The sequence below is a fragment of the Streptomyces sp. B21-105 genome (genome assembly GCF_036898465.1).
In the GTDB taxonomy this organism is placed as follows: Bacteria; Actinomycetota; Actinomycetes; order Streptomycetales; family Streptomycetaceae; genus Streptomyces.
This window is the reverse complement of sequence record NZ_JARUMJ010000001.1, coordinates 7,956,842-7,973,144: the sequence shown is the minus strand read 5'-3', so window position 1 is coordinate 7,973,144 and position 16,303 is coordinate 7,956,842. Positions and strand designations below refer to the sequence as shown.

General features: G+C 68.2%; 17 protein-coding genes and 1 pseudogene. 5 read left to right on the top strand and 13 right to left on the bottom strand.

All coding sequences use genetic code 11. The annotated features are described in order from the left end of the window. The first annotated feature begins 130 nt into the window (after positions 1-130). Positions 131-544: a hypothetical protein gene (locus QA802_RS35690; protein ID WP_334531656.1), complete on the top strand. Its 414-nt coding sequence runs from the start codon at positions 131-133 to the stop codon at positions 542-544. Between the two features lie 661 nt (positions 545-1,205). Here QA802_RS35690 and QA802_RS35685 read toward each other — a convergent pair. From QA802_RS35685 to QA802_RS35670, 4 genes are all read right to left on the bottom strand, one after another. After that, positions 1,206-1,682 carry a hypothetical protein gene (locus QA802_RS35685; protein WP_334531653.1) on the bottom strand — a complete coding sequence of 159 codons (477 nt, stop codon included), beginning with the start codon at positions 1,680-1,682 and terminating at the stop codon, positions 1,206-1,208. 710 nt (positions 1,683-2,392) lie between these two features. Next, a complete protein-coding gene (locus QA802_RS35680; protein ID WP_334535081.1) occupies positions 2,393-3,472 on the bottom strand; it encodes an ISAs1 family transposase in 1,080 nt (359 codons plus the stop codon). A gap of 569 nt (positions 3,473-4,041) precedes the next feature. Next, the gene (locus QA802_RS35675) at positions 4,042-5,280 is read right to left on the bottom strand and encodes an ISAs1 family transposase (protein ID WP_334531651.1); all 1,239 of its coding nucleotides are present in this window, start codon (positions 5,278-5,280) and stop codon (positions 4,042-4,044) included. Positions 5,281-5,351: 71 nt separating this feature from the next. After that, the gene (locus tag QA802_RS35670; protein ID WP_334531648.1) at positions 5,352-6,377 is read right to left on the bottom strand and encodes a glycoside hydrolase family 113 protein; all 1,026 of its coding nucleotides are present in this window, start codon (positions 6,375-6,377) and stop codon (positions 5,352-5,354) included. 95 nt (positions 6,378-6,472) lie between these two features. On the opposite strand from QA802_RS35670, the gene QA802_RS35665 reads away from it, so the two are divergent. Next, the gene (locus QA802_RS35665) at positions 6,473-7,120 is read left to right on the top strand and encodes a TetR/AcrR family transcriptional regulator (RefSeq protein WP_334531645.1); all 648 of its coding nucleotides are present in this window, start codon (positions 6,473-6,475) and stop codon (positions 7,118-7,120) included. Positions 7,121-7,161: 41 nt separating this feature from the next. Next, positions 7,162-7,293, top strand: a complete 132-nt coding sequence (locus tag QA802_RS35660; protein WP_334531642.1) for a hypothetical protein — start codon at positions 7,162-7,164, stop codon at positions 7,291-7,293. A gap of 135 nt (positions 7,294-7,428) precedes the next feature. Here the strand turns inward: QA802_RS35660 and QA802_RS35655 are convergent. The 4 genes and pseudogenes from QA802_RS35655 to QA802_RS35640 all read right to left on the bottom strand — a co-directional run. Then, positions 7,429-7,664 (bottom strand): annotated as a pseudogene (locus tag QA802_RS35655) (zinc ribbon domain-containing protein); the annotation flags it as partial. A 78-nt stretch (positions 7,665-7,742) separates the two neighbouring features. Next, positions 7,743-8,189, bottom strand: a complete 447-nt coding sequence (locus QA802_RS35650; RefSeq protein ID WP_334531639.1) for a hypothetical protein — start codon at positions 8,187-8,189, stop codon at positions 7,743-7,745. Between the two features lie 168 nt (positions 8,190-8,357). After that, positions 8,358-8,543, bottom strand: a complete 186-nt coding sequence (locus tag QA802_RS35645) for a winged helix-turn-helix domain-containing protein (protein ID WP_334535079.1) — start codon at positions 8,541-8,543, stop codon at positions 8,358-8,360. Between the two features lie 221 nt (positions 8,544-8,764). Beyond that, positions 8,765-10,222 (bottom strand): IS4 family transposase, encoded by a 1,458-nt coding sequence (locus QA802_RS35640; protein ID WP_334522742.1) that lies wholly within the window; start codon positions 10,220-10,222, stop codon positions 8,765-8,767. 501 nt (positions 10,223-10,723) lie between these two features. Here QA802_RS35640 and QA802_RS35635 point away from each other — a divergent pair. Continuing rightward, positions 10,724-12,550 (top strand): serine/threonine-protein kinase, encoded by a 1,827-nt coding sequence (locus QA802_RS35635; RefSeq protein ID WP_334531636.1) that lies wholly within the window; start codon positions 10,724-10,726, stop codon positions 12,548-12,550. A 234-nt stretch (positions 12,551-12,784) separates the two neighbouring features. On the opposite strand, the gene QA802_RS35630 is transcribed toward QA802_RS35635, so the two are convergent. The 5 genes from QA802_RS35630 to QA802_RS35610 all read right to left on the bottom strand — a co-directional run bounded on the left by QA802_RS35630 (position 12,785) and on the right by QA802_RS35610 (position 15,507). After that, positions 12,785-13,132 carry a YciI family protein gene (locus tag QA802_RS35630; RefSeq protein WP_334531633.1) on the bottom strand — a complete coding sequence of 116 codons (348 nt, stop codon included), beginning with the start codon at positions 13,130-13,132 and terminating at the stop codon, positions 12,785-12,787. A gap of 65 nt (positions 13,133-13,197) precedes the next feature. Continuing rightward, positions 13,198-14,097: a Vgb family protein gene (locus QA802_RS35625; protein ID WP_334535077.1), complete on the bottom strand. Its 900-nt coding sequence runs from the start codon at positions 14,095-14,097 to the stop codon at positions 13,198-13,200. A gap of 5 nt (positions 14,098-14,102) precedes the next feature. After that, positions 14,103-14,759, bottom strand: coding sequence for a CatB-related O-acetyltransferase (locus QA802_RS35620; protein WP_334531630.1), 657 nt, complete (start codon positions 14,757-14,759; stop codon positions 14,103-14,105). A 104-nt stretch (positions 14,760-14,863) separates the two neighbouring features. Next, entirely contained in the window at positions 14,864-15,262 is a 399-nt protein-coding gene (locus QA802_RS35615) for a VOC family protein (RefSeq protein ID WP_334531627.1), read from the bottom strand. 59 nt (positions 15,263-15,321) lie between these two features. Continuing rightward, positions 15,322-15,507 carry a hypothetical protein gene (locus QA802_RS35610; protein ID WP_334531625.1) on the bottom strand — a complete coding sequence of 62 codons (186 nt, stop codon included), beginning with the start codon at positions 15,505-15,507 and terminating at the stop codon, positions 15,322-15,324. A 106-nt stretch (positions 15,508-15,613) separates the two neighbouring features. Between QA802_RS35610 and QA802_RS35605 the strand changes: the two genes are divergently transcribed. Beyond that, positions 15,614-16,267 (top strand): TetR/AcrR family transcriptional regulator, encoded by a 654-nt coding sequence (locus QA802_RS35605; protein ID WP_334531622.1) that lies wholly within the window; start codon positions 15,614-15,616, stop codon positions 16,265-16,267. Positions 16,268-16,303 lie beyond the last annotated feature (36 nt).

Genomic DNA, 16,303 nt, shown 5'->3' with positions numbered 1-16,303 from the left:
CGGCGGGAAAACGATAACGACGGCAAGACCTACAACAGCGCGTACGAAATCTGTGTTGGTCAGGCAGTGGGTGGCGTCCTGGTACATCCCAGTATCCCGGTATTAGCCGGGACAGATGTGAAGGTGAAGCGTGAAAGGCTTTCAGCTCCTGATCCGCCTGGGATACGTCGCGGTGTCGACGGTCGCACCATTGGCGGTTTTCTCCTACTGGCTTTCCGGCGTGTTCGAGGCGCAGTCCGGAGCGAGCACGCAGAGCGGGTACCGGTGGGCGGCTGCACTCCAGGTCGCCGTCCCCGCAGCAGCCGTCGAGTTGGCAACCATCATGGTCGTGCTGCTCTGGGCCAAGGCGATGAGCACCGATCCGACCTCCCGGTCCGCTCACGTCGTCGCGGTCGCAATGGCCGCTCTCTGCGCCAGTGTCCCCACCTCGTTCTTCGTGGGACTGGCCGCGTGGCCCGTGGTCCTGTTGAGCTGCGTCACGCCTGCCGCCCTGGCCGCCCCTGTCGTCATGCGGTCTACAGCCTCGACCGGACAGCCCGCCTGAGAGGACGTCTGAAGTGGGCAATTGCCCAGGGGCTCGTTTCTGATCCACTGGGCGTGGGCAACACGCTCCAGCCAATGACAGGCGCCCTCTGCCGGAACGGCTCAGAACCCGGCCATGGACTTGTCGAATACTCCGCCCAGCGCACCGTAGGCGCTGCAGCGAACCGAGTGCCTTGCCCTGCGACGCAGCCCGAACCCCACGATGAACGACAAGGCGAAAAGCCCACCGAGGACCAGAGTCACGACCGGGTTGTAGACGAAGTATGTGAAGCAGGCCACGCCTGTCCAGACGAATATCGGCAGGAGCGAGCCACGCACTACTGTCCAGAACCTGATCCGCCCTGGTCCAGACGGCAGCGCACAGTCATGCCACAGCTCGATGTGGTTCCTGGTCCCGCAGTGTTCAGGTCGCATGGACTTATCGCATCATGGGCAGCTCGGCACTTATGGAGTGATCCATAAGAAACGGCCTCGCTGCGATCATTACGCCTGCCGCCCTGGCCGCCCCCGCCGTCATGCGGTCTGCAAGCGCGACCAGTCCACCCACCTGAAAGGGCCTTCTCGGGCAGGCCGTGCCATGGAGGGCCTTGGTGACAGCGCGGGAACGTCCAGCGGGGTGGTTGTCATCGTCAACCACCCCCATGCGTCAGGCCGTCAGGCCGTCAGGCATGCGCGACGTAGTCGTACCAGTCGGTGATCGGGTCGGTCAGAGCCTTGTCGTCGTAGAGCCTGAAGTACACGGACTCACCCTCGTCGAGGTCGTCGTCTTCTCCCATTTCAACCCTGTTCATATCGATTTCCTTGGACGTCCCCGGCGCCCAGTAGGTCGCCTCCTTCTTGAGGCCCTCCCACCAATGTGCCCGGACGTAGATCGTGTCGCCGTCGTTCTTGCCGTCGTAGACGTACAGCACCTCGTCCGACGGGTGGAACTCGACCTGCGCCACGGCGACGCCGTTCTTCTCCACGACCAGCTTCAAAGCCTCGCCGCCCGCGTCCTCCTTGAAGCTGGTGTAGTCGAGGCCGCTGTTGTTCGAGCAAGGGCAGTCGCTGGTGTTGTATTCCCAACTCCGGACCGACAGGTCCGAGTTGTCGTAGGCGCTCGCCGTGGGCACTGAGATCCCCGTGAACGCGACAGCCATTCCAAATGAGATAGCTATTGCCCTGGTGCGCATTGTTGCCCCTTCTTGCTCGACTGGGAATTGCATGTCTCCGGTGACGAACCATTGCGTTTTGGGTGATCGGTTCAGGGCCGGCTTGGTCGGCCGAGTAGTTTTCCTCGCCCGGGTGGCACAGCCACGCACGATTGAAAAAGCCTGGTGTTCGGCCTGCAGGACTGTTGAGCAGAAGAGGACAACGAGCTCGGATTCAGCCTCCTTGAAAAGCTCGACATCGAGGAGGACCGGTACGACGAGTCGGTCCAGACCTGTGGCCGTACGACTTGGCAAAGTGGACAGCCGACAACGAGAATGAACAGCCGCCTGCTAACGCATGATTGTCTCCCCTTGGTTGGATCCTGCATTCGGCTGGATCCAATGACGCCCATGCTAATCGACTGACATTCAGGGTGACCCTGTAACTTTCCAGGGTGCGCCGGGGGATTCTCCGTGGCTTGGGTGATGAGGGAGAATGGTCACACCCCGCGCCCGCCATGCGCAGGGCGAAATGTGAGTAACGGGAGTTGACCTTCACAGCGGCCCTCAGCCTCGATCCACCGCGTGAATTCTGATCACGGGTGTCGGGCGGGTTCCGGGTGTTTCTTCGGGACGCGGGCAGCGATGATCGCCGGGTGGCCGTCCGGTGCGGGGTCTCCGAGGTCTTTCGGGTCGTGGGCGGGCAGGGCAGGGCTTGATCAAGTTCCTTGAGTGTCCGGGTTGTTGGTGATGCCCAGGATTCGGAGTGCTTGCTCGGGCTTGTTTCGGATGGCTCGGGTGGTCTTGGCGATGTTGTCGGCTCCGAGGATCTTCAGGGTGCCGATGGCGAGGTTGCGGAAGGCGGCCATGGCGCGGGGTGCGGTGCCGGTGTGGACGGTGGAGGCGTCCTCGGCGAAGGTGACGTCTCGGATGTGGTGCGAGGAGTTCTCCACTCCCCAATGCCCACGGATTGCGGCGGCCAGGTCGGCCGGGCCGGCCTGGTGGGCGTCGAGGCTGGTGACGGCGTAGACGCTCTCACGACTTTCGCGGCGGCCGGTTTCCTTGCGGCGGCGGTGGACGCGGATGGCCAGCCGGGCGTAGGGAAAGGCGATACCTCCGAGTTCGTCGGCGATGGCGCAGGTCTTGATCGAACGGGACTCGCGCCGACCGTGCCCGGTCTCCGAGCGGGTGTGCTGGACGGCGATGTCCCGCCACGGCAGAGCCGCGAGCTGGCTGTGGGCGATGGGCTGGTTCGTCTTGATCACGGCGATGTAGTGCGCCTTCTTGGTCTCGACCAGCCAGGAGATGTTCGCCTTGACCGAGTGCAGGGCGTCGAAGGTCACCGTGACACCGGCCAGGTCCAGCGGCGCGAGCAGCGGCTTGAAGTGCCTGGTTTCATTCGTCTTCGCACCGACCTCCACTTGGGCGAGCGTCGCGACGCGGCCGTGGGTGACCGCCGAAAGCAGGTGACGGCGGGCCGTGTCTCCGCGGGCGGAGCCCCTGAGCGCCTTGCCGTCCACGGCGATGACGCGCCGTGACTCAGAGGTGCCGGCTGATTCGACGGCCCTACGGTGCCGGTCCGCGAGGTAGGCACCCACCGCCCGATCCAGGGCATCACCGTCAACTGCCCCCAGCGCACGCCCGATCGTCGCCGCCGACGGACAGCGTCGCCACCTGAGTGGATGGCCACGGATACCGAGAGCCGCCAAGAGCCCGCTGGAGGCGTGCACGCCCCATTCAGCCAGCTCATCGATGCTCCTCGCACCCGAGACGACCGCACAGGCACAGACCAGCAAGATCGCCGTCAGGGAATACCACCGGCCCCGCCGCGAACGCGGATCGGGCACCGAGCCGAAGTAGGGACGCAGGTCAGCGACCCGGTCCGCGTCCAGCGGACCCAGCTTCAGCAGGACAGCGGGGATAGGGGAAGATACTGCGGCAGGCACGGGCCACCTCATGATCAACGGGCTTAGACACCACGATGATCACGAAGCCCGTGCCTGCTCTGCTATCCGCCCCAACCGGTCCTACCCGACCAACCGCACGCCTCCGGAACTTGCATCAGCCCTGCCCTGCCCGTGGACCTGGCCGAGGTATTTCCCGAGCTTGCGCCGTTGGCGCGTCCTGCGATCCGGCTGCACCCTCGTCCCGGGTCGCCGTCGGTCGGGGAAAGCTCGGTCTGAGGGCCGTTGCTGTGGCCGGCCGAGGAGCCGTGGCCGCACTGTGAAGCACTCGCACCTGCACCGTGACAGCGGGTCCCGCCTGCCCCAACTCTGGCGCTGGACCGACGACTTCACCGACCTGTGGACAGCGACCGGACAGCGCATGGTCACCTGACCCGAGCGACCGCCCTGCCCGCAGGGCTTGATCAAGTTCCGTAGCTGTCCGGATCGTTGGTGATGCCCAGGATGGGGAGTGCTCGGTAGGGCTCGTCGCGGATCGCCCGGGTGGTCTTGGCGATGTTGTCGGCTCCGAGGGTTTTCAGCACGCCGATGGCGAGGTTGCGGAGGGTCGCCATGGCCCGTGGTGCGGTCCCGGCGTGGACGGTGGAAGCGTCCTCGGCGAAAGTGACGTCCCTGATGTAGTGCGAGGAGTTCTCCACTCCCCAGTGCCCGCGAATCGCGGCGGCCAGGTCAGCGGGACCGGCTTGGTGGGCGTCGAGGCTGGTGACGGCGTAGACACTCTCACGGGTCTCACGTTCGCCGGTGGGCTTGCGGCGGTGGACGCGAATGGCCAGGCGGGCGTGGGGAAAGGCGATCCCGCCGAGTTCGTCGGCGATCCCGCAGGTCTTGATCGAGCGGGACTCTCGGCGTCCGTGTCCGGTCCCGGAGGCGGTGTGCTGGACTGCGATGGACTGCCAGGGCAGGCCGGCGAGTTGGGCGTAGGCGGTGGGCTGGTTGGTCTTGATCACCGCGATGTAGTGGGCCTTCTTGGTTTCCACCAGCCAGGAGATGTTCGCCTTGACCGAGTGCAGGGCGTCGAAGGTGACGACGGTGCCGGTCAGGTCAAGCGGTGCCAGCAGCGGACGGAAGTGTGTGATCTCGTTCGTCTTCGCGCCGACCTCAACCTGGGCGAGGGTCACGACGGTGCCGTGAGTGACCGCGGAGAGCAGATGCCGGCGCGTCGCGGTGAGACGGGCTGATCCCTTGAGTGTTTTGCCGTCGACAGCGATCACGCGCCGCTGCCGGGACGCGGAGGGCGACGGCGCCTGGGCGGGTTCGGTGGCGGCGCGGTGCCGGTCGGCCAGATAGGCGCCGGCCGCCCGGTCCAGGGCGTCACCGTCAACAGCCCCGAGCACACGGCCGATCGTGGCCGACGCCGGAGAGCGCCGCCATCTGAGCAGGTGGCGCCGGATCCCGATCACTGTCAGGAGTGCGTTCGAAGCACGCTGGCCCCACTCGGCGAGTTCATCGACGCTCCTCGCTCCCGAGACGACCGCGCACGCACACACCAACAGGATCGCCGTGAGTGAGTACCACCGGCCCCGGCGGGCGCGCGGGTCGGGCACCGAGTCGAAGTACAGGCGCAGGTCGGCGATCCGGCCGGCGTCCAGAGGCCCCAGTTTCACCAGCGCGGCAGGGATGGGAGAGGATGCAGCAGCAGGCACGGGCCACCTCATGATCATCGGAAGGACTTCCAGGGCCTCATCCGTCCCCCACGCCTTGCTCCCGAGCGGACTCAGTCGCGGTAGTGGTCGGCGATCGCGGCAAAGGCGGCCTTGGGCTCCCAGGGCAGGTCGGGATAAGTGTCGCCGTGGCGGTCTTCGAGGATCTTGACGATGCCGAGACTGGCGAGGTCGAGGTCGTCGCGAGGATCGCCTTCGGGGCGGTGGGGCAGGTTGTACAACGCGAAGAGGAATACGAAGGCGCTGTCGACGCCCTCGCTGTCGAAGATCTCCAGCAGGTCGATCAGGTAGGCCGCTTGGCCCGCCTCGTCGCGCTCGTATTCTCCGGTCAGCCGGAGCGGAGCTCCGGTGGCTTCGTCGGTTTCGAGGATTTCCATGCTGCGGGGTGCGACGTCACCCGCGCCGCGCCAGGTGGCGGTACCGAAGCCGGTGATAGCGACCGGTTTGGGCTGCGCGACGAGGCTGCGCACAGCGTCTCGGAATCGGTCGGCCACCTCCGCGGACCGGATGAGTTCGAAGGTCGTGAAGTCGAACAAGTCCCAGTCGACGGCTTCGAACTGGATGGCGGCGTAGGTGACCTTGCCGTGGAAGCGCTCGCGGACCACCGCCACGGCTTCGCGGAGGAAGGCGTTGAGGCGGGTGCCGACTGTGGCGACCCTCTCGGGCCGACGGGCCGGGTCGCTCAGCAGCCAGCCGATTCGCTCTTCGGCGCTGTCGCCTTCGAGGAACCCACGGTTCATGACGCTCAGTTCAGCACCTGTGACGAACACGACCTCGGCTCCCTGTGTCCGGAGCCGCTCGGCCCGCTCTGCGCATTCGGCGATCAGGATGAGGATTTCGTCGGTCGTCAGCTCCAGCGGGTAGGGCGAGAACCAGATCTCCAGTCCGAGCTCGGCGGCGTGACGGGCGGCGAGCTCCAGGCGGTCCGGGTCGCCGCCGGTGATGTGGACGGCCGTGCAGTGGAGATCGTCGCGGATGATCGTCAGCTCCCTCTTGACCAGGGCGGGGTCGAAGTGCTCCCGGGAACTGCTGCCATTGCGGAGGAAGCCGGTGTCGTAGCAGATGCCCTTGGCTCGCATGCGTCTGAACCTTTCTGTAGGGGGCCTGAGAGTAAGAACAAATAGTGCGTGCACGCAAGTTTGCGTGCACGCACTCAAGCTGGGATGCTTCGACGGTGACGACAAAGCGGACCGGACTGCGCGAGGAGAAGAAGCAGGCCACCCGAGTGGCATTGCGCGAGGCGGCACTTCGACTGGCCCTCAAGCACGGACCCGCCAACGTCCGCGTCGACGACATCGCCGAGGCAGCCGGGGTCTCGCCGAGGACCTACAACAACTACTTCTCCAGTCGCGAACAGGCGATCGTCGCCGCCGTCACCGCCGAACGGGAACACCGAGTCGCCGCGGCCGTGGCCGCCTGGCCCACCCACGTCCGCCTCGCCGACGCCTTGACCGAAGCGATCCTGGAGCAGTACACCGAACCCCGCGACCAGGATGAGCTACTGCTGATCACCGCCAGCCCCACGCTGCGTGACACGTACCTCGACGCCGCCGCAGCGATCGAACACCCCCTCGCCGCCGCGATCGACCAGCGCCTCGGCCACACGGGCACGCCCGCCCCCCGCGTGCTCGCGGCGAGCGTGGCCGCTGCAGTTCGGGTCGCGCTCCAGCAGTGGCTGCAACCTCCGGCCGCACCCCTCGCAAGCGGTGGGCTCGTCGTGCCGTCCGGCTCGCTACCGGACCTGCTCCGCTCCGCGCTCGCCACACTCGAACCCGCACTTGACGCCGCCGAGGAACAGGCACAACAGCGCTTGCGCCAGTGAATCCGCTCCACCGACCATTCCGACGTCGCAGTGGGTACGGCGTGAGCCGCAGCGCCGTCAACGATCGGCGGCAGCGTTTCATAGTGGTCGCCGAGGAACTGCGGGACACTGCGGCCGCGATGTCGTGCGCCGACACGCGGGCGGTCTCGGGGACGATGGACTCGATGCCGTGACCGGCGCGGTTGAAGACGGCGATCGGCGACAAGCCGGCCAGGCGCTCGCCCAGTTCGAGGGCGCGGTCGTTCACTTGACTTGCGCCTCGCCCTGAAGGGCGAGGATTCTGGCCTTCCCGACCGCACCCTGTGCCGCTACGCGGCACAGGGTGCGGTCGGGAATCCGTGGCTTCCTGTTTCTTCGCGCTGTGCCGGGATCGCTCCCGGCCCTACCGGCGCTCCGCAGGCCGATACCGCCAGTCCGGCGGCCGTATCGATTTTGATCGCGGCGTTGATGTCCCGGTCGTGGACGGTCCGCAGGCGGCGCAGGTCCATTCCCGCACGTTCAGGGGTTTGGGCCCGTCTTCGACGCCGCAGGTGGAGCAGGTCTGGTCGAACTCAGTGTGTCAGAACAGGATGGCGTCGACCTTGTCGTTCCAGCCGCCGCCGTAGGGGCAGTCGTCAGCCCCTCAGTGGTTGTCGAACGGAGAGACGATGATCTCAGAGTTGACCGACAGCAGCGTGTTTCCCTCGCTGTCGAAGCTGACCAGGCGGGCATACGCCCTGCCGTTCACGTGCAGCTCGGCGAGATATCGTGCGGTACCGACCGTCCCGGTGGCGCAGGGGATGTTGTTCACGGAACGCACCGCCGTGCCATCGGGGTCAACGACGTCGACCCGGAATTTGGCGCACTTGCTGGGGAATGCCTGGATGTGGCCCAGGCCGAGGAATTCCTGTGGTCCGAGGCCGACCCGGTCCACACAGACGTCACCCCTGAACCCACCTTGATCGAATGACGTGCATTTCCTGAACGGTGGCTCCCAGGCGGCCTGGGCCGGGCCGCCGACTGCGGTGATCGTGCCAACGGCAGCGGTCGCAACGACGACCCCTGCGGAAATGGCCTTGCGGATTCTCATTGGTGCCCCCTCGCACGACGAGTGAACCTTCAAAAGTGCCGTCCACCAGTGGAGAACGAGCTTCTCCCGACGGATCGGCGATTCGCTACGGTAACCGACCGGCTCCGGAACGTCGGCGGCCGCAGTTGAACAACTCCTCCGGCAAGCACCGAGAATCTGTCCCGGCGCTCAGCTCGGCAACCCGTACCCCAGCCCGCGCACGGTCTCGATGCCGTTGCGCCCGAACAGGGTGTCCACCTTCTTGCGCGGGTAGCTGATGTAGAGCTCGACGATGTACGAGCGCCCCCGCCAGTCCGCCTCCCGTACGTCCTCCAGGACCTGGCGTTTACTCAGCACGCTGTCGCGGTGGCGGATCAGGCAGTGCAGCGGCTGCGGCTCCGGGTCCGGTCGGGGGCACCACCCGCAGCGAAGACATGAGCATGCTCGTGACCGGGCCGGGACGCCGAAGTGCTCGCCCAGGCCCTGGCGTACAGGTCCAGGCCGGCCGGCGCGACCGAGCCTCGCGCTTTCACGTGGGCTGGCGTCCGAGGTGTGATCAAAAAAGAGAAGTGATCCTGACCTGCAATGCCGGTGATTTAGGGTGTTTCCGCAGGTGAGGATAGGTGTCCTGGGTTCCCCGTGACTTTGAGTGAGTAGCTGACGCGGCTGGGAGGGCGGGGCTCGTCCCGGCGTTTGGCTTCGAAGGTGTTCCTCGGTGGTTTCTTCAGTCGTTGGCAGCGGCGGTCGCGGCGTGGGGGAAGGAGGTCGTTGAGGAGTTCCTGGACGACTTCGAGTCGGGCGGTGCACAGGATCTGCGGGTTCGCTGCGGTCTGTCCGGCGGTTGTGAGCCGGGCGAGCTGCACCATCGTGGTGAAGGAGATCCGGTCGGGATCGACCTCGCCCTGTTCGGCTGCGTGGACTTTGAGCGCGGACAGTGCCTGGTAGACGGTGAGGAGTGCGTAGACCTCCTGGCAGATGAGCTCGGGGGTCTTGGAGCGCAGGATGAAGCCGGCGCCTCGTAGCCGGTTTTTGAGTTCCGCGAAGCCGTTCTCGATCTCCCAGCGCTGGTGGTAGAGCTGGGCCAACTGCCGTGCGGGCGCCTGCCGGTGGTCGAGCAGGCTGGTCGCCAGGCGGAACTTCTCGGTTAGGGCCGGCCTGTCCTGGGACCGGACGGTGACGGTGTAGTCGATGATGCGCACGAGGTGTCCTTGAGGCAGCCCTGTCGGGGTGCGGCCGTGGAAGCGGGCGTTGCCCAGGCGCTGGCCCTCGGCGGGGGTGGGCATGACGGACACGTACGAGCCGTCGGGCAGCACCCACAGCGGTGGCAGGACGAGGTTCTTCTTGATCCGCCATGCGAGGTGGCAGCCGGTCGCCTCGACCAGGCCCCACAACTCGTGGCCGGCGAAGTTGCGGTCGGCCAGCAGCAGCATGCCCGGCCGCAGGGAGGCAAGCAGGCGTCGGGCGAGCTTGTGCTCGCTGAATCTGGCGATCGAGTCGAAGGCCGCGTCGATGATGGCGTGGGTGCCGCACTCGATCAGAGACATCAGTCTGACCTGCGGGTTTCCGCTCTTGTTGGTGCCGTCGCGGCCGGTGAATCCGAACGCGGCAGCGTTCCCGGCGGTGTCCGGTACGTCCAGCGCGGTGCCGTCCCAGGCGACCAGCCGCAGGCCGAAGGCGAACGCTCCTGGGGTCGCGGGTGTCGCCTGGGCGCCGCACCGGCGTTCGAAGAGCGCCTGGAACGGCTTGTCGCCCAGGCGCTGGCGGGCTCTGGTGAGGGCCGAACTGGTGGGCAGGCGCTGGACGAGGCCGCCCGGCAGGTGCCGCAGTTTCTCGGTCAGGGTCCGCAGGACCACCCGGTATCCCGGCGGCCCGGTGCTGTCGGAGCTGCTGAACAGGCAGAGAGCCAGGACGAAGTAGACCACCGCGCGGGCCGGCAGGAGCCTGCGGCGGCGCTCGGCCCTTCCGGTCAACTCCAGTACCTCGTCGACCACTTCGGGGGTGATCTCCTCAGTGAGTACGCCGAGTCGGATCCGGTCGCCGAACTGCGGCTCCAACCGTCTTCGGGGACTTCGAGGGGACACTGGCCGGGGCGTCGACATGACGATTGAGGCAGCAGCGATGGCAGACTGAGCGCCCAACGGGGCTCCCTTGCAGACAGTCGGATCTTGGTCGATCTCCTGTCCTACCGGGAGCCCCGTTGCCATGTCCCGAGATCATCTGGCGCATCATCAGATCGGGGCGAATCCCCTCATGCATCCCATGGGTCTACCCGCCCAAAACCGCCAGCAGCACAGCGTCCCACCTGCACCGATGCACTAAATCACCGGCATTGTCCTGACCTGCAACGATAGGGCTTGTCGAAGGTCCTGTCGGTTGCGAGGAAAGAAGCAGTACTCAGTGTTTCAGAACAGGATGGCGTCGACCTTGTCGTTCCAGCCACCGCCGTGAGGGCAGTCGTAAATGCTTCACGGAACTGCTGCCCTGCTTCGCGGTCGCGGGCGTGGTGTGTAATGACGCGAGTGCGCACGCACATGGGGTGATTCAGGGGGAGCGTGATGGAGGCGCTGAAGCCGACCGATCCGCAGCAGGTGGGCCGGTACCGGATCTCCGCGCTGCTGGGCGCCGGCGGGATGGGACGGGTCTTCCTGGGTCGCTCGCCCAGCGGGCGTCTGGTGGCGGTCAAGGTGGTCAGGGCCGAACTGGCCGAGGACCCGGGGTTCCGCCGCAGGTTCGCCCAGGAAGTGGCGGCCGCCCGCAGGGTCACCGGCTTCTACACGGCCGCCCTGGTCGACGCCGACCCCGATGGTTCCCCGCCGTGGCTGGCCACCGCCTATGTGCCCGGAATGGCCCTGGACCAGGCCGTCGCGGCACACGGCCCCTGGCCGGTGGACCCGGTGCGCATGCTGGGCGCGGGCCTGGCCGAGGCCCTCGAGGCCATCCACGCGGCCGGTCTGGTCCACCGGGACCTGAAGCCGTCCAACGTGCTCATCTCCGCCGACGGGCCCCGGGTGGTCGACTTCGGGATCTCCGTCGCGGCCGAGTCCACGGCGCTCACCCGCACCGGGACGATCCTGGGCACGCCCGGTTTCATGGCTCCCGAACAGCTCACCGGCGACCCGGTCACCCCGGCCACCGACGTGTTCGCGTTCGGCGCGGTGCTGACCTACGCGGCCGTCGGCACCGGCCCCTTCGGCACCGGCTCGGCGCAGTCGCTCAACTTCCGCATCGCCTATGAGGAACCCCGGCTCGACCGGCTGCCCGGGCCGGGTCTGGAGATCGTCGCCCGCTGTCTGGCCAAGAACCCGGCCGACCGCCCGGCGGTGGGCGAACTCATCGAGGAACTGGCCCAGGTGGCGGGCGTGGGCGGTTACACACCCACCGAAGTCGTCACCGAGGCCGCCGCCTGGCTGCCCGGACAGGTCGCCCGCGCCCTGTCGGCCACCCTCACCGGAGCGGCCGTCACCGGACCCGGCGTGGCCGATCCGGGCCTGGCCGATCCCAGGGTCACCGATCCCGGCGTGACGGGGCCGCCCGCGTCTCCCGCGGCCCGGACCCCGAAACCTCGAGTCGCGCCCCCGGCCTCTCCGCCCGCCCCGCCGGCCCGGCCCCGGCCGAAGGCGACCCCGTCCGCCTCGACCCACCCCACGGCGACCGCCGCCGGCTCAGCCCTCCCCGCCGACCCGGCGGCCGCCACTGCGGCCGGAGCCCCTCGCTCCGCACCGGGCACGACCGCCCGGCCCAAGCAGCCCAAGCAGCCCAAGCAGCCCGCGAACGCCGGGACCGCGCGATCGGGACGGGCCGCGACAGCCGGAGGCACCAGACCGGGGGCGGCTGCCGGGGCCGCGTCCGCACGGCCGCGTCCGGGGGTTCCGTCCGGCGTGGTCCCCCCACCCGTGCCGCCCGCCACGCCGACGACGGACGTGACCCCGCCGTCCCCGCCGCCCTCGGCACTTCTGCGTGCTCTGCCCTTCGGCTTCGCCGGAGCGGCTCTGGTGCTCGCCCTGTGTCTGCCCTTCCACAACCGCATGACCATCGTCGCGAACCTGTTCCAGCAGTACTGGATGTACGCGACGATCTGGCCGTTCGGCGGTGCGTGGCCGTTCGCGCTGGTCGCACTGGCGGGGCTGGGTTCGTGCGGCGCGGTGCTGGCCGCGTTGCGGCGCTCTCCCTGGGAAGCCGTGCCGCGTCCGCTCCGGCGTCTGCACCTCCTGATCACCGGCCTCACCACCGCGCTGTACGCCTTCTGGTTGAGCAGCCTGCTCATCCTCCGAGGAGACCTGTCCTTCGTGGAGCCGGGCGCGTGGTTCTGTGCCCTGGCGTGCGTCTCGCTGATCCGGAGCGCGTTCCGGCTCCGGGCCCCGAAGCACGCCCCCGCGTCCTGACGCGACGCAGACTGCCTTGCGGCCCCGGCCCCGGCCCCGATTCCGGTCCCGGTCGCGGTCCCGGTCCCGGTGGTCGCGGACGATGTCCGCGTGACGTACGAACCGCACCTGGAAGTCGGCTCCCGCTCGCTGCGCGATGATGGCTCGTCCGCCCCGGACGGCTGCCGCCAGGCGGCACGACAGCGGCGGCCCCGAGACCGGGCGGTGTGCCATAGGGCCGGGCCCCGGCGTTGTTCAGGCGGATTCGAGAATCGGGCGGATCTCGATGGTCTCCTGGGTGGGGAGGCTCTTGGCCAGCTCGACGGCTTCCGCGCGGTCGGCCACCTCGACGATGAACCAGCCGCCCAGGGTCTCCTCGCCGGTCTGCGCAGGCCCGTCGGTCACTGCCGATGTCCCCTCGACCGTTCTGCGGATCGTCGCGGGAGTGGCGTGCTCTGTCTCCAGGGCCTCGCCGCCGACCAGTTTGCCGGCCGCGGCCAGGTTGCCGATCCAGCCTTCGTATTCCTTGCGGTAGGCGGCCCGGTCGTCCTGAATCCGGCGGCGTGACTCGTCCGTCTCAAAGATCACGAGTGCGTATTTCATGGGGCTTCCTCTCCTGCCGCCGTACGGGCGGCCACTGCTGACGGTGCGGGAAGGGGGGTGTCTGTTCAGTCGGTGCTGTCCGGCGGGGCGATGCGGGCGAGCGCGCCGATCTCAAGGGCGGTCCACACGGCGCCGTCAGGGCCGATGGTGATGCCGTGCGGTTCGGAGTGGGGCGTGGGCAGGTCGTGGACGGTGACCGTGCCGGCGGGGGTGATCATGCCGACGCGGTTGCCTCCCCATTCGGTGAACCAGGCGGTGCCCTGTCCGTCGACGGTGACGCCGTGCGGCCGTGCGTCGCGGTCGGGCAGCGGGAACTCGGTGATCCGCCCGTCGGGATCGATCCGGCCGATCCGGCCGGCGGCGATCTCGGTGAACCAGAGCGCACCGTCGGGTCCCGCCGCGATCCCCACCGGCCCCGCATCGTTCGTCGGCAGGGAGTGAAGGCTGATCGTGCCGTTCATCTCGATCCGCCCGATCGCGTGGGCCTGGTTGAGGGTGAACCACATCCCGCCGTCCCCGCCGGCGGTGATCGCGGACGGGAACGCGCCCGTGGCGGGGAGCGGGAACTCGGTGACGGCGCCCTCTGTCGTGATGCGGCCGATGCGGTCGGCGGCGGTCTCGGTGAACCACAGCGCGCCGTCGGGTCCCGCCGCGATGCCGAACGGCCCGCGTCCGGAGCCGGGCAATGCGAACTCCTCGACGACGCCGCCGGTGGTGATCCGCCCGATCCGGTCCGCCGGGTACTCGGTGAACCACAGCGCGCCGTCCGGGCCTTGGGTGATGACGGTCGGCCCGCAGTCGGGGTCGAGCCGGTGGCTCGTCGGCTCCTCGCCGGGGACGAGGCGGCCGATCCGGCCGCTATGGACGAGGGTGAACCACAGGGCGCCGTCCGGTCCCGTGGTGAGGGCGTAGGGTCCGGCCGTGTGGTCGGCCACCGTGTGCTCTTCGATGGACGCCCGGGTCACCTGACTCAAAGGGACTCCCCCTGTCCGTGCTCGGTGGCGATGCGTTCGATGTCGGCGGGTGTTCCGGCCATGATGGTGTGGGCGTGTTCGGTGACCAGGTCGGCGGGCCAGTCCCACCAGGCGGCGCGCTGCAGCCGCTCGATGTCGGCGTCGTCGAAGCGCTGTCGGATCGGTCTGGCCGGGTTGCCGCCGACGATCGTGTAGGGCGGGACGTCGGCGGTGACCACGGCATGGGCGGCGATGATGGCGCCGTCGCCGATTTGTACGCCGGGCATGACGGTCGTCCCGTATCCGAACCAGACGTCGTTGCCGACGATGGTGTCGCCGCGGCTGGGCATGGCGGTGACGATGTGCAGGGTCTGCTCGGTCCACCGGCCGCCGAACATGGTGAACGGGTACGTCGAGACGCCCATCGTCGGATGCTCGGCGCCGGCCATCAGGAACCTGGTTCCCGAGGCGATGGCGCAGTACCTGCCGATGACGAGTCGCTCCGGCCCGTAGGCGTAGAGGACGTTGCGGCGCTCGAAGTCCGTGGCGCCGTCCGGGTCGTCGTAGTACGTGTACGCGCCCACGGCGATGTTCGGCGAGGTTACCAGCGGCTTGAGGAACACCACGCGGTCATGGGCGGGCAGCGGGTGAACGGTGGTCGGATCAGGTGACAAGGGTGAGCTCCTTCGCCGGTGTGCGCGATGTCGTACAAAGCCGGTCCGCGCCGTGTGTTGTCGGGGCGGCCCGGGGTGGCCGGAAGCGGTGGGGCCGGGGGCTGTCAGGCGTTTCCGGATCCGGACGGGGCGACCCACTCGACGAACTGGACGATCACGCCGTTGGGGTCGGTGACCTGGAAGAGGCGCTCGCCCCAGGGCTCCTCGCGCAACGGCATGGTGATCTCGACGCCCTCTGCGCGCAGCTGCTTCTCCTGGAGCTCGATGCCGGTGGTGGTGAAGGCGAGGATCAGGCCGGAGGCGCGTCGGTCGCGCTGGTCGGCCGGCAGCACCTCGCTGCCCCGTGCGAGCAGGACGATGTCCACCGCGGCGTCGTCACGCGACAGGGAGGCGAATCCCTCGGCGGCGACCTGTTCGGCGTAGCCGAGGTGGGTGGTGAAGAACCGCTGGGAGGCGGCGACGTCGTCGACGGTGAGCGAGACGGTGGACGTGGTGATCTGCAAGGTGCTTCTCCTGGTGTGCTTCGCGTGGGCCGGAAATGCGGGTGCTGGGTGAGTGCGGGTCAGTAGCCGGAGCGGCGCGGCAGATTGCGGGTCTTCGGGGGGATCCGCCGGGCCGGTGTCAGGAGGGAGCGGTCGGGGCGCCGGTTGCCGAAGGGCGGAACCGGGCCTCGGCCGTCCCGCCCGGTCGGGGAGGTGACGGTCTTGACGTGCGTGAGCGGAAGGGCAGCGGGGTGACGCTCGGGCATGGGCGTATCCGTTCTTCGCTCCGGGGGAAACTTGCGACAGACATACAATTACTACGAGCACACTTAGGGTGTCAACATAAAAATGCTACGGGGGTAAGATTGCTCCATGACTACTGGTGAAACCTCGCCCGCATCCCCTCCCGGCCTGCGGGAATCCAAGAAGCAGGAGACCCGGCAACTCATCTCCGACGTCGCCACAGGCCTGTTCCTCGCCCACGGCTTCGAGCAGACCACCATCGCCGAGATCGCCGTCGCCGCGCGGGTGGCGAAGAAGACGGTGACCAACTACTTCCCGCGCAAGGAGGACCTGGCTCTGGATCACCAGGACGCCTTCATCGCCTCCCTGGCCGGTACGGTGGCCAGCCGTCAGGTCGGCGAGTCGGCCCTGTCGGCCCTGCGCCGCGCCTTCACCGACGCGGCCACGGTTGCCGACCCGGTCGCCGGATTCTCCGGCCCCGACTTCGCGCACATAATCGCCGACAGCCCCACCCTCTCCGCCCGACTGCGCGACCTGCACGACCTGCGAGAGGCCGCCCTGGCCGACGCCCTGGCCGACGCGACCGGCGCACCCCGCGGCGACATCACCCCCCGCACCGCCGCCGCCCTGCTCGGCGCCGTGCACCGCGCCCTGTTCCAGCGCATCCAGGAACTCACCCTCACCGGCCAGGACAACGCCCGGATCTCCGCCACCGTCATCGCGGAGGCGGACAGCGCCTTCGGCCTGTTGGAGCCTTCACTCGCCGACTACGCCGCAGCATGAGCCATGCGTCGTCCGTCGGCGTTTTGACGATGCCCG